Source organism: Acinetobacter sp. A1-4-2 (assembly GCF_040233925.1).
Lineage (GTDB): Bacteria > Pseudomonadota > Gammaproteobacteria > Pseudomonadales > Moraxellaceae > Acinetobacter.
The window spans coordinates 200,101-212,005 of the sequence record NZ_CP157981.1 but is presented as its reverse complement, the minus strand read 5'-3'; the positions used below and the strand labels follow the sequence as shown (position 1 = coordinate 212,005).

Annotated in this window: 13 protein-coding genes; 7 read left to right on the top strand and 6 right to left on the bottom strand. The window is 42.9% G+C overall.

The window, feature by feature from the left end:
- The first annotated feature begins 87 nt into the window (after positions 1-87).
- From ABJ384_RS00980 to ABJ384_RS00965, 4 genes are all read left to right on the top strand, one after another.
- Complete coding sequence (locus ABJ384_RS00980) at positions 88-615, top strand: DUF805 domain-containing protein (protein WP_349928359.1); 528 nt, start codon at positions 88-90, stop codon at positions 613-615.
- A gap of 106 nt (positions 616-721) precedes the next feature.
- Entirely contained in the window at positions 722-1,399 is a 678-nt protein-coding gene (locus tag ABJ384_RS00975; protein ID WP_349928357.1) for a 3'-5' exonuclease, read from the top strand.
- 67 nt (positions 1,400-1,466) lie between these two features.
- The gene (gene hisA, locus ABJ384_RS00970; RefSeq protein WP_349928355.1) at positions 1,467-2,198 is read left to right on the top strand and encodes a 1-(5-phosphoribosyl)-5-[(5-phosphoribosylamino)methylideneamino]imidazole-4-carboxamide isomerase; all 732 of its coding nucleotides are present in this window, start codon (positions 1,467-1,469) and stop codon (positions 2,196-2,198) included.
- A 60-nt stretch (positions 2,199-2,258) separates the two neighbouring features.
- Positions 2,259-3,179, top strand: a complete 921-nt coding sequence (locus ABJ384_RS00965) for a DMT family transporter (RefSeq protein ID WP_349929689.1) — start codon at positions 2,259-2,261, stop codon at positions 3,177-3,179.
- Between the two features lie 182 nt (positions 3,180-3,361).
- On the opposite strand, the gene ABJ384_RS00960 is transcribed toward ABJ384_RS00965, so the two are convergent.
- Entirely contained in the window at positions 3,362-4,774 is a 1,413-nt protein-coding gene (locus ABJ384_RS00960) for an FAD-dependent oxidoreductase (protein WP_349928353.1), read from the bottom strand.
- Positions 4,775-4,821: 47 nt separating this feature from the next.
- Positions 4,822-6,153, bottom strand: a complete 1,332-nt coding sequence (locus ABJ384_RS00955) for an APC family permease (protein WP_349928352.1) — start codon at positions 6,151-6,153, stop codon at positions 4,822-4,824.
- A gap of 96 nt (positions 6,154-6,249) precedes the next feature.
- Here ABJ384_RS00955 and ABJ384_RS00950 point away from each other — a divergent pair, with 96 nt between their 5' ends.
- The gene (locus ABJ384_RS00950; protein WP_349928350.1) at positions 6,250-6,609 is read left to right on the top strand and encodes a helix-turn-helix domain-containing protein; all 360 of its coding nucleotides are present in this window, start codon (positions 6,250-6,252) and stop codon (positions 6,607-6,609) included.
- A gap of 308 nt (positions 6,610-6,917) precedes the next feature.
- On the opposite strand, the gene ABJ384_RS00945 is transcribed toward ABJ384_RS00950, so the two are convergent.
- The 3 genes from ABJ384_RS00945 to ABJ384_RS00935 are packed head-to-tail and all read right to left on the bottom strand — an operon-like array spanning position 6,918 to position 8,931.
- Entirely contained in the window at positions 6,918-7,310 is a 393-nt protein-coding gene (locus tag ABJ384_RS00945; protein WP_349928348.1) for a hypothetical protein, read from the bottom strand.
- Positions 7,311-7,342: 32 nt separating this feature from the next.
- Complete coding sequence (locus ABJ384_RS00940; RefSeq protein ID WP_086197727.1) at positions 7,343-7,966, bottom strand: DUF1294 domain-containing protein; 624 nt, start codon at positions 7,964-7,966, stop codon at positions 7,343-7,345.
- 14 nt (positions 7,967-7,980) lie between these two features.
- A complete protein-coding gene (locus ABJ384_RS00935) occupies positions 7,981-8,931 on the bottom strand; it encodes a homoserine kinase (protein ID WP_349928346.1) in 951 nt (316 codons plus the stop codon).
- A 110-nt stretch (positions 8,932-9,041) separates the two neighbouring features.
- On the opposite strand from ABJ384_RS00935, the gene hisF reads away from it, so the two are divergent.
- Positions 9,042-9,803 (top strand): imidazole glycerol phosphate synthase subunit HisF, encoded by a 762-nt coding sequence (gene hisF, locus ABJ384_RS00930; RefSeq protein ID WP_320159621.1) that lies wholly within the window; start codon positions 9,042-9,044, stop codon positions 9,801-9,803.
- A 377-nt stretch (positions 9,804-10,180) separates the two neighbouring features.
- On the opposite strand, the gene ABJ384_RS00925 is transcribed toward hisF, so the two are convergent.
- On the bottom strand, positions 10,181-10,777 hold the full coding sequence (locus tag ABJ384_RS00925; protein ID WP_349928345.1) for a hypothetical protein: 597 nt from the start codon (positions 10,775-10,777) through the stop codon (positions 10,181-10,183).
- A 104-nt stretch (positions 10,778-10,881) separates the two neighbouring features.
- Between ABJ384_RS00925 and ABJ384_RS00920 the strand changes: the two genes are divergently transcribed.
- A complete protein-coding gene (locus ABJ384_RS00920; protein ID WP_349929688.1) occupies positions 10,882-11,883 on the top strand; it encodes an AraC family transcriptional regulator in 1,002 nt (333 codons plus the stop codon).
- The last annotated feature ends 22 nt before the right edge of the window (positions 11,884-11,905 follow it).

Genomic DNA, 11,905 nt, shown 5'->3' with positions numbered 1-11,905 from the left:
GGATTTTTTCTTTGTTTCTTGCTAAAAAATGCTTATGATTTGACCAAATATTTAACTTATTCATTTAAAAAATATAGGAAAATAATAATGAACTCCATTTCAAATGACTCCGCCTTGAATGCTGCCGGACGTTTTGGGCGCTTATCTTATCTCGGCTGGAACGGATTGCTATTGTTGGCTGTGATGACACTGGGCATTCTTGGCGCAATCCTACTTCCTGGTTTTGCACCAGAACCCGGCCAAAGTATGCAAATTTTGCCCATGTTGCTGTTAAGCATTGTCTATATCTCGATGATTTACTTCTCTTTTATTTTCGCGATTCGTCGCCTGCATGACCGCAATCACAGCGGATGGCTATCCTTGCTGATGCTGATCCCATTGATCAATTTGGGTTTAGCCCTGTATTTAACCTTTGCCAAAGGGGATGAACATGAAAACCAGTTTGGTTTACCCCGTACCACAAAAACATGGGAGAAAGTTTTAGCTTGGTTCTATGTACTGATTTTTCCACTTGGTATTCTTACTGCAATTGCAGTCCCTGCCTATCAAGATTATGTGCAACGTGCACAAGCGGCACAAATAGAAATACAGCAGCAAGCAGAGCAAAACCACTAATAGTTTCCTCTATAGATGACTAAAGCCTGCATATTGCAGGCTTTAATTTTGCCTAAACTCGGAAAAACCATTAAGCTGATTTCAGACCAGTTAGCTATTGATGATTATGGAAGAGCCCCTACTTCAAACCCTGCCCAGCAAAGAACAAATTCAGGCCTTTCCTTCATTTAAAAACCTTCCGATGCAACAGATTCAGGTAATTAACAGCTTGGAACAATGTCATGCTTTGGAAGCAGAATTAACACACTGTGCAGTACTTGGTTTCGATTCTGAATCCAAGCCCACATTTAGAGTCGGTGAAGTTTCCACGGGGCCACATTTGATTCAATTGGCGACCTTAGACAAAGCCTATCTGTTCCGAATGAATGATGAAATTTGGGAATTTTTAAAGCCGATTTTTGCCAGCCGTGACCAGATTAAAATCGGCTTTGGCTTAAAAAATGATGCCCATCTATTCCGTAAAAAAGGCATTGAACTGAACAGTGTGATTGAACTGTCGAAATGCTTTTCTGCTTTTGGCTTTACCAATCCAATGGGACTGAAAAATGCCATGGCACTTCTATTTCAGGTGAACTTTCCCAAAAGTAAAAAAACCAGTACCTCGAACTGGGCACGTAAAATGCTGACTCCACAGCAGATTGACTATGCGGCTGCCGATGCCTATGCCCCGGTTTTAGTGTTTGAAGAATTATTACGCTTAGGCTTAATCCCGAAACATATTCCCAATACCACATTAAAGTTACGCATTCGCCCCAACAAAATAAAAGCTGCAACTGGTGCTTAGAGATTTAGCAATACTTTGCTAAGATGGAACACAATGAATTCAATAAGATTGGGCAAGGAGCGAAAGCATGCTGATCATCCCTGCAATTGACCTGAAAGATGGCAAATGTGTCCGTTTAAAGCAAGGCCGTATGGAAGACGATACTGTATTCTCTGACGATCCGGTTTCAACTGCACAGCATTGGGTCAATGAAGGCGCACGTCGCTTGCATTTGGTGGATTTAAACGGCGCTTTCGCAGGTACGCCGATTCATAAACCTGTAGTGGAAGCGATTGCCAAAGCACAACCGGAACTTCCAATTCAAATTGGCGGTGGTATCCGTTCACTGGAAACCATTGAACATTACCTGGATGCCGGTGTGTCTTTTGTGATTATTGGGACTAAAGCAGTTCAAAATCCTGAGTTTGTGGAAGAAGCATGCAAGAAATTTGCCGGTCATATCATTGTCGGTATCGATGCCATGAATGGCATGGTGGCAACCGATGGCTGGGCAAATGTCACAGACGTAAAAGCGACTGACCTTGCAAAACGTTTTGCTGATGCTGGCGTATCAAGCATTGTCTATACCGACATTGCACGTGACGGTATGATGCAGGGTGTAAACATCGAGCAAACTGTTAACTTGGCGACTTATTCAGGCTTACCAGTGATTGCCTCTGGTGGTGTGACCAATCTGGATGATGTCCGTAACTTAAAAGGTCAACCGGGCATTTTAGGTGCCATTACCGGTCGCGCCATTTACGAAGGCACACTGAACCTTCGTGAAGCTCAATTATTGTTAGATGAACAATCACTTTAATTCCGTGATGCATCTCTAAGAGGTCTTCGGACCTCTTTTTTATTTCTGATATTTTTAAAAATTACTTCCTGTGTAAGCATGTCCTATTTTCCCTCTTGCCTGAAAGCCAAAGCACCGCAACTTGCCTTAATTTTAATTACCCTGATTTGGGGTGGCTCATTTATTACCGTGCAATACGGTTTAAAATTTGCCAGTCCGATGTTTTTCGTCGGCTGCCGTTTTGCCGCTGCCATGCTGTTTGTCAGCCTGTTTTCCTGGAAGGATTTAACTGCAATCCAACTGAAAGAAATTGCCGCAGGGGCTGTCATTGGTCTGGTGATTGCGCTGGGTTATGGCACGCAAACCATTGGACTGCAAAGCATCAGCAGCAGTGAATCGGCTTTTTTAACCGCGCTGTATGTACCTCTGGTGCCGATTCTTTTATGGCTATTTTTCCGTAAAACCCCACAATTCATGACCTGGTGTGGGACAGTGCTGGCCTTTTTAGGTCTGGTCTTTTTAACCGGAAATGGGTTTGGTGCAATCCAGCTGAGCTTTGGTCAGATCATTACCCTCTTGGGTTCAATCGCTATTGCGATGGAAATTATTCTGATCGGATTTTTTGCCGGTAAAGTGAATGTCCGCCGTGTCACCGTGATTCAACTCGGCTTTGCCTCGATTTTTGCTTTTTGCATGATGCCTTTGGCTGGTGAAAGCTGGAATCCAGTTTTTTCCTGGCCGCTGGTGATCATTTTAACTGGCTTAGGTTTTGCCAGTGCCGCCATTCAACTGGTGATGAACTGGGCACAACGTGCAGTCGACCCTGCGCAGGCTGCCATTATCTATTCAGGTGAGCCAGTTTGGGCAGCTTTAATTGGTCGTATTGCGGGGGAGCGTTTGCCCTTACTGCCCATCCTTGGTGGGGTGTTGGTGGTTTTAGGGGTCATTGTCAGTGAATGGAAACCGAAGTTTTTGAAGAAAAATAAAGAAGTGAATCCTTAAAAGATCTCTTTCTGCTGAATATTTCTCTAAAGAAAATTCCTCATCTTCCAGGAGCGGTTAGGAGAGATTAATTTCAAGACCATGAGAAATTCGAATTTTTCACTAAACATGTTGCTCTCTCCTCAATCCTCTCCCACAGGGAGAGGAAGAATCATTATCGGTTTTTGTGGAAGGAAAGATATTTAAAACGACACCATCTTCCCCGGATTAATCAACGCACCCAGTCCATAGGCGCTTTTTGCTACCGGAATGACCACAGATGCCAGTGCACGACCAAACAGAATGTCCTGATGATGAATACGGGTCAGCATATTAAAGTCATCCGCTTTGCCACAGAAATCATCAGCAATCGCCTTACCGATACGTACCGTTTGCGCCACGCCATGACCGCTCCAGCCCTGTACGGCATAGATCGGAAATTTGTTGCCAAACTTACGGCTATCTGCCGCGCCATTCATGGTCAGGTCAGTGGTTCCACTCCAGACAAAATCCAGCTCGACACTTTTTAATTGCGGAAACACATGTTGAATCCGGCCCAATAAATACTGATGGGTTTTTTCAGGATTCCAGCATGAACCTGTCCCCTCCCCACCAAACAGCAAGCGGTTTTGCGATACGCCACGATAATAGTCGATCTGGAATTGCGTATCATAGACAGGTGCATCTGTTGGTAATAATTCTTTTAAATCAACTTCTAATGGAGCTGTGGTACAGACATAGGTATAGAACGGAATCGTGGTCTGATTATTCTTTTGCAGCAACTTAAAGGAGGCATGATGTACCCCCATCACCACACTTTTACGGGCTTTGATCACGCCACTGGTGGTGGTCACATAAATACCATCTTCCCGTTCTTCTACTACAGTGACTTCGGTTTGCTCATAGACTTTGCCGCCATTTTTACAGAAACCATAAATGAGACCGCGGTTTAAAGCCAAGGGATGAATATGTCCACCCAAAGCATCCAGCAAACCACCACAATAATTGTCAGAGGCAATGTGTTCTTTCAGCTCATGCTTGCCCACCACTTGAGTATGGGCCTCACCCAAAAACTTGCGTGCATCGGCACCTTGAGTTAAACCGACCAGATGCCCTTCATGTACGGCAGCGGTGATATGTCCACGTTTACGCTGCAAGTCTAGATTGTATTGGTCTGCAATCGAATCAATTAAGGACATCGCTTCGGTTGAGGTAAAGTGCCAGAGTTTTTTAGCATCTTCATGACTGAAATGTTCAATCATTTCTGCCGCTTCCCAACGTGCCAAGCCTGGGGTCAATTGCCCGCCATTTCTTCCAGAAGCCGCACTGCCAATCCGGTTTTTCTCGACCAGAACCGTCTCCACGCCCTGCTCAGACAGATGTAAGGCCGTCGAAGCACCCAGCAAGCCACCACCAATCACCACCACATCACATTCAATATCGGCACTCAAGGCATCAAACTGGTGCCATTGTTCCAGTGAACTTTCATAGTAATTCGCAGGATGCCCAAATGCACCATGCTTTGGATTAATCCAGTTCCATTCCTTGCCACTTTGCTGGTTTATGCTGGCTTTAAACTCTACGTCATTTAAAAATACTGGCTTTTGTATATTCATGTTCACTCTTCCCATCTTCAATTCATTTCAAAATTTGCGGCAATTTTTTAGTAGGCGTTGCCAATCACAATGTTTTGCTTTTTCAGTTTTTTGTACAGGAAGATCACAATCCCGACAGACAGCCAGCCACAACCAAACAACAGTGCTGAACGCTCTAGGTTGAACCATAAACACATGATCACGCCGACCGAAATAAACGGTAAAATCAGGTTTAAAAAGATATTTTTCATCCCGTGGCGTTGCTGGTCACGGACATAAAATTTGACGAAAACTGAAAAATTGACTGCGGTAAAGGCAATCAAAGCCCCGAAGCTAATCATGCTCACCACAGTTGCCAGGTCAAGGGCAATGGCTGTCAGGGAAATCAAACCAACCAACAGTACTGCATAAAGCGGTGTACCTAATTTGCTGTGAACTTGCCCAAAAGTTTCTCTATGAAAAATACCATCTTTACCCATAATATGAATCAGACGGGATGCACTGGCATGGGTTGCCAGACCTGAAGCGAAGGTATTCATAATTTGTGCACACAGAAATACCGACTGGAACAGTGCTCCACCGACATAAAGTACGATTTCAGGCAAGGCTTCATCCGGATTGTTAAAACGGACATTGCTTGGAAAATAGAGTTGAATAAACCAGGATGCCGTCAGGAAAATGATGCCGCCTGCCAGTGTAGTGAGCATCACCGCACGTGGAATGGTTCGTTTCGGATCTTGAGTTTCATGCGACATGGTGGTCACCGCATCAAAGCCCAGGAATGAAAAGCACAGGATGGATGCCCCTGCAATCAAGGGCAGGATGGAGCTGTCACCATTAAATAACGGTGCAAGAGTCAACACATGCTCATAACCTTGTCCCTCACCTACACCGCGAATCACCAGATAGATGAATAGCACCATCAGCAATAAAGGTGCGATCACAAAGACCAGACTGAGATTGGCAAGAAAATTAATCCGGAAACAGTTAATGAGTGTGACCAGGCCTGCAAACAGCGTGACCCACATCCAGTAAGGTACGCTGGGAATAACCGCTTCCAGATAAATCCCGGCCAACAGGGCATTCACTAAAGGCAGCAAGATGTAGTCGAGCAAGGAACACCAGCCCACAAAGAAGCCAGCTTTGGCTCCACAAGATTCTGCGGTGTAGGTATAGGCAGAACCGGGTTTTTCAGTTTGCCGGCTAAAGCGTGCATAGCTAAATGCAGTCAGCAACATCGCCACCAAAGCAAAAATATAAGCCAAGGGTACCCGGCCATCGGTGATTCCAGACACAATACCAAAAGTATCAAACACCACCATTGGGGTCATATAGGCCACACCAAGGATGACGACTTGCCATAACGACATTTTTTTGAAAGAGACTTGTGTTTTCTCCATAGCTGTCACCTGAACATTATTTATTTGAGTTATTTGTTCATTTGCAACGACTATGCCATATAATAAAAAATAAATATTTAATCCTGGTACGAGTAAATGCCAAAGTACAGTTTAGAAACTCGAAAAGCAGCCATTCAAATGTATAAAAAAACTGATTACAAAGTTGCAGTATGCAAAGAATTCAACATTTCTCGTGTGACGCTGGATGCATGGATCAAGCTGGAAGAAGAAACCGGAGACTTACTGCCAAAACCGGCAAAAAACCGCGGTGCACCGAGTCACATTAAAGACTGGGATGAATTTCAAGTATTTGTAAAAAATAAAAAATTTAAGAATATTAGCGACCTTGTAATATTATTTGAGCAACGTTTTGGCTACGCAGTTTCGTATGCAGTTTTGGTGCGCGCAATTCATGCTTTAGGACTACGCCGCCGTCGCGGTCGATTTTATTCTTAAGCCTAAAACCAGTCTAAATTAAAATAAAAAAAGAAATTAAATTTATATAAATAACTGTACATTAATGTAAAGTTATTTTATTAAAAATGTAAACTATAAATATTAAAAAAGTAAATCTATTAAAATAAAAAAGTAAATTTTAAATATTAAAAAAGTAAAGTAAATTAACTAAAAAAGTATGCTATAAAAATTAAAAAGGTAAACTGATTTTTTACAAAAGAATTAAATTAATGCATCTGTTTAAACAGATGATTCATTATAGCGCATAAAAAAGTGGCTATTGCCACCTTCATTTTTTAGATCTGTTGTTATTGATACATAGGCTGATTGTCATTCAGACAGATAATACCGCGAATAGCACGATAGACAATCCAGATCCAGGAAATGCCAATCACCAGCAAATAAAATGCACTTGCGCCTAAGGCAACCCCAGTAAATACATCCATGTTTTCACCGGTAAAAAACAGGAAAATAAAAGGAATAAAGGCAATCAGGTTCCAAAACAGATACCACCAGACGGTCCGGATTTGCCAGCTAAAATGGCTTTCAAAAATGGAACCCCGTACATCATTGCGTTTAATGTAGTTAATCACAAGTGCAATTACGGCAAGCAAACCACCGGTGAAAATGGCAATGATATACAGAATATAAAGAACTAAAGTCAGGGTACGGTTGGGATCTTGATCGATAGAATAATTCATTATTATACCTTTTAAGTAATCGTTCCCCCCTTTTAAAATTTCAACACATTAAAAGGAGAAATCAGCCATAAAATCAAAAGTATGTTCAAGGCTATAGTACAAAAATAAATCTTTCTAAAGGGTTGTTTTTGTGTTTTATGGCGCAGCTTTTCCTGAGCCAGCCATGCCGTAGGCCAGCCGCCCAGAAAAGATAGCAGATGCAGGGTTTGCTCGGGTACGCGGCGATTACCTTGCAAGGCAGCTTCTTTATCTTGAGCGTACATCCAGTAAGTGATGGCATTAATGATGCTAATAAATAGCAGCACCATGCCACTTAATAAACCCGCTATGGTAAACACGGCCAGAGCCAAAATATAACCGATACAGGCAATTTGCATCGGTTTTAATTTTTGTGCCGGTTGCTTGGAAAGCTTTGGCTTGCTCACATTTTTTTTGGTTTGTGACGCTTTAAGATAAGTCACCTGCTGGGCACGATAACGTCCATCTCCATCCAGCAAGACCGTATATTCAAGCGCACAACCCACAATCGGACGGGGCCCTTGACGGGCAAAATCCTTGATATGTAAAAACACGCGATCTTTCGAGGCATCATTGGGCTGAATAAAACCATAGCCTTTTTCATCAAACCATTCGACCAATCGCCCCTGATCACGCATTTTTATATCCTATATCAAGCCGTCACAAATTTTAGTCGTTCTACCAGCATATTACGCATTTCCAAAGGATTTTTCTGAAGAATATCATCTCCTGTACGTCCTTGCTGTGCATTTTTTTGTGCGACTTGTAAACGCATCAGCCAAAACCGTGCTGCCGCCATGGCCAGATAAATTTCCAGACAGGATTTTTCATCCTGAGTTAGGGGGCGCACCGTTTCATAGGCTTCTAAAAAGGCTTGGGCTTTCGCTTCATTTAAATGAATTTCAGGATATTCGGTACAGAAGTCATTTAAAGTAATGGCAATATCAAACAGGAATTCATCTTTGTTTAACTCGTAAAAATCCAGGATTCCTTTCAATTCATTGCCTTCAAACAAGGTATTGTCACGGAACAAATCGGAATGAATAAAGCCTTTGGGACGGTTTGGATAGACGGCAGTGAGTGCGTCATAAAGCCCCAGCACTTCACTGAGCAGAATAGAATCGGCAGGATTTAGAGTCGGTTTTAATTCTTTCGCCACTTGCAGCCAGTAATTGTGGTTACGATATGCAGCTCGTTCCAGCGGAAAATCCTGTAGAGCCACATGGATTTTCGCCTGAGCCACAGCAATGGCCTGTGCCTGTTCCAAAGTTGCTGGCATGGGATGCTTGCCCATCATGCGTGGTGCAATCTGCGCAGGCTTACTTTTTAAAGGATGAATAGCCTGCCCTGCATAATTTAACGGTACAGGCACGGCTAAACCTTGCTGACCTAAATGCTCCAGTACCGGAACCAGTTCTGCTGCACCCTGCTCATCCATCTCTTCAAATACGGTCAGCACATACTGCTTTGCATTTTCACAGACTAAAAAATAGTTGGTATTCTGAATCCCGCCTTGAATCGGAATCAGCTCCAGCACCTCTAATCCATAAGGTGCTGCAAACGCCTGAACTTCCTGTAAAGTCAAAGTGGTATAAACCGACATAGAAAACCTGCAAAAAAACTTACATAATTTTGATAGAATACCTGCTACAACTACCAAGGTGTAGCACCTTCGTGGCGAAGTTTCATAATCGGCTGTTATTTTTGGAAAAAATTATGCTTGCTAAACGTATTATTCCTTGCCTTGACGTAGATAATGGTCGAGTGGTGAAAGGCGTACAGTTCCTTGATATTCGTGATGCAGGCGATCCGGTCGAAGTAGCACGCCGTTATAATGAACAAGGTGCCGATGAAATTACCTTCCTGGACATTACTGCCACCTCAAGTGGTCGCGATACCACTTACCGTACCGTTGAACGCATGGCAGAAAGCGTGTTTGTTCCCTTAACTGTAGGTGGTGGTGTACGCAAGGTGGAAGATATCCGCCTGTTGCTGAATGCCGGTGCCGATAAAGTTAGCATTAACTCGGCTGCGGTATTTAACCCGGAATTTGTTCAGGAAGCGTCGCAACGCTTTGGTGCCCAATGTATTGTAGTTGCGATTGATGCCAAGAAAACCGGCGACAATAAATGGGAAATTTTCACCCATGGTGGCCGTAAACCGACCGGCATTGATGCGATTGAATGGGCAGTCAAAATGGCTGATTATGGCGCAGGTGAACTGTTAATTACCTCTATGGATGCCGATGGTACCAAAGCCGGTTATGACCTGGCCTTAATGCGTAACATCAATGACCGTGTCACCATTCCAACTATTGCTTCTGGTGGCGTGGGTAACTTGCAGCATTTGGCTGATGGTATTCTCAAGGGTGGTGCAGATGCAGTACTTGCAGCTTCTATTTTCCACTTTGGTCAATACACCATTCAGGAAGCCAAACAGTATCTGGCTGCACAAGGGATTGAAATGCGTCTCTAAGAAGTGACACGAGTTAATCTAAAAAAGAGTGGTCCTTTCCACTCTTTTTTATTTATAGACCAGCTCTGAAATCAGACCCGCATAAAAAGTGCAGATAAAAAAAGGGAGTCTTGAAGACTCCCTATAAACCAAGAAAACTACAGCGCGGTTTCTTGAAAAGAAAAACAGTAAAATGACATATACAGTGACTCGTCAACTTAACTGGGCCAGCCTGATTGCGAAAACAAATATATAACAAATAATAATAAAAACATTGACTATTAATACCGAAAATATTGACAAATTACGACAAGATCTCGGCAGTCGTGACTTCTAGCTATTTTATCGCGCAATATCTTCCTGATCGATAAAACTTACACTTCATTCTAAAAAAATAACTAATTACCCTGTTTTTCCACCCATTTCGCTGGAAAATAACGCTCGGTTATACCGTTCAACAGATTTGAAACTATGTCGGGCAGCAGAATTCCTAGAAGATTTTTCTCCTGCAATTCTGGTGCTGAAATCACCCGAGTTCCCAAAATGTAATCAAACCAGGGTTTGGTCACGCACCAGTTGGCATCCTGATTGGAATTCATATGATGATCATAATGCCAGGGAATTTTTTTCATGGCCCACTCTGGCTCTAAATGGGCACGGCGGTGAATATAATAATAATTACAGGCACTATATACCGTAGACAGTGCCATGCCTTTGGAGACCGGATAAAATAGTGTGCCAAAAACGCCCGCAACCACAGCCAGTGAAATAATTTCATTTTTAGTGCGCCAATTGGCAAGACCTTCGACATAACCATGGTCATAAAATGCCGTTTTTCTGACTTCACGATGATGCTCCCAATGTGATTTCATGCTGTCTGGCACCGGACTATAACGCGGCTTTCCACTGCGATGTGTGCCATGCAAAATATATTTGTGTGCGATCCATTCAAAGCCGTTGGCGACCACTAACCCAACAATAAAACCTTTCAACATCAGCATTTCTCCCTATCCTATATTGAATATAGACAGTAGAATGTGTTAAATATTGACCATAAAATATGAGTTTATTGACAAATAACGACAATAAAAAGAGCAATATGCAACAATTTAAAAATTACACAGGCTCTGTATATGGTGGACTTGGGCATTTACTTTATGCCTATAGTCAGGCCAAAGGCTTAGCGATTTCTGAAAAACTTGAACAAGTTCAAAACCTGGAACGATTTGATTTCTGTCTTTGGCGTGATTTGCTGACGGATATCGAACAGCAGATCCAGATTGCGGCGCTCGGTCTGGATATTGCCGAATACGTACAGCCTAAACATCTCGGGATTATTGCCTATATAGCCCTGTCGTGTAACACCTTGGGCGAAGCTTTATACCGTTATCATGATTTTCATCGTCTAGTCTATGATGGCAGCAGCTTGCAGGTCAATATACAGGACAATTATCTGGCAATTGGCTGGGGCGATATTCCCTTGCATTTGACTACCCAACTCACTCATGAAACGGCCATCGCCTTGATGGTGCAATTTCTGAAACATTTCATGGAGTTTGATGATATTCACGTGTATGAAGTTCATTTTGTCCACCCAGCCCCTAAAAATATCACGTTATATGAGCAATATTTCCGTTGCAAAGTCCGGTTTTCCCAACCAGTCTCGCAAATTATTGTCCCGCTTCAGGAACTTGCCAAACCTTTTCATCAGGGTGACCAAACCTTACAGCATTTACTGCTGCAACAGGCTCACGCCTTGCTGGATAAGCTTCCCAATTCCACCCAGCTCGATCATCGACTGCAACAGGCCATTCTCACCGGGTTGCAAAAGAACCTGTATCAAATCGAATCCATTGCTAAACAGTTAAATATGTCGGTACGCCAATTGCAACGTCATTTACAACAACAAGGCACCACCTATCAACAACGCATGCAAGAAGTACGGCATTTATTGGCAGAGCAATATTTAAAAAATCAGCATCTGAGCCTGCAAGAAATTGCCTTATTGCTGAGTTATTCCGAACAAAGTGCCTTCCAGCGTGCTTTTAAAAAGTGGACAGGCATGACACCGCAGCAATGGCGACAACAACAATATGCATAAATTTGCGTTCAAATCATCAGGT

Bases quoted from the DNA above. Each gene is read 5' to 3' on its own strand.
- ABJ384_RS00980 (WP_349928359.1), top strand. From the start codon at position 88: ATGAACTCCATTTCAAATGACTCCGCCTTGAATGCTGCCGGACGTTTT.
- ABJ384_RS00975 (WP_349928357.1), top strand. From the start codon at position 722: ATGGAAGAGCCCCTACTTCAAACCCTGCCCAGCAAAGAACAAATTCAG.
- hisA (WP_349928355.1), top strand. From the start codon at position 1,467: ATGCTGATCATCCCTGCAATTGACCTGAAAGATGGCAAATGTGTCCGT.
- ABJ384_RS00960 (WP_349928353.1), bottom strand. From the start codon at position 4,774: ATGAATATACAAAAGCCAGTATTTTTAAATGACGTAGAGTTTAAAGCC.
- ABJ384_RS00955 (WP_349928352.1), bottom strand. From the start codon at position 6,153: ATGGAGAAAACACAAGTCTCTTTCAAAAAAATGTCGTTATGGCAAGTC.
- ABJ384_RS00950 (WP_349928350.1), top strand. From the start codon at position 6,250: ATGCCAAAGTACAGTTTAGAAACTCGAAAAGCAGCCATTCAAATGTAT.
- ABJ384_RS00945 (WP_349928348.1), bottom strand. From the start codon at position 7,310: ATGAATTATTCTATCGATCAAGATCCCAACCGTACCCTGACTTTAGTT.
- ABJ384_RS00940 (WP_086197727.1), bottom strand. From the start codon at position 7,966: ATGCGTGATCAGGGGCGATTGGTCGAATGGTTTGATGAAAAAGGCTAT.
- ABJ384_RS00935 (WP_349928346.1), bottom strand. From the start codon at position 8,931: ATGTCGGTTTATACCACTTTGACTTTACAGGAAGTTCAGGCGTTTGCA.
- ABJ384_RS00925 (WP_349928345.1), bottom strand. From the start codon at position 10,777: ATGTTGAAAGGTTTTATTGTTGGGTTAGTGGTCGCCAACGGCTTTGAA.
- ABJ384_RS00920 (WP_349929688.1), top strand. From the start codon at position 10,882: ATGCAACAATTTAAAAATTACACAGGCTCTGTATATGGTGGACTTGGG.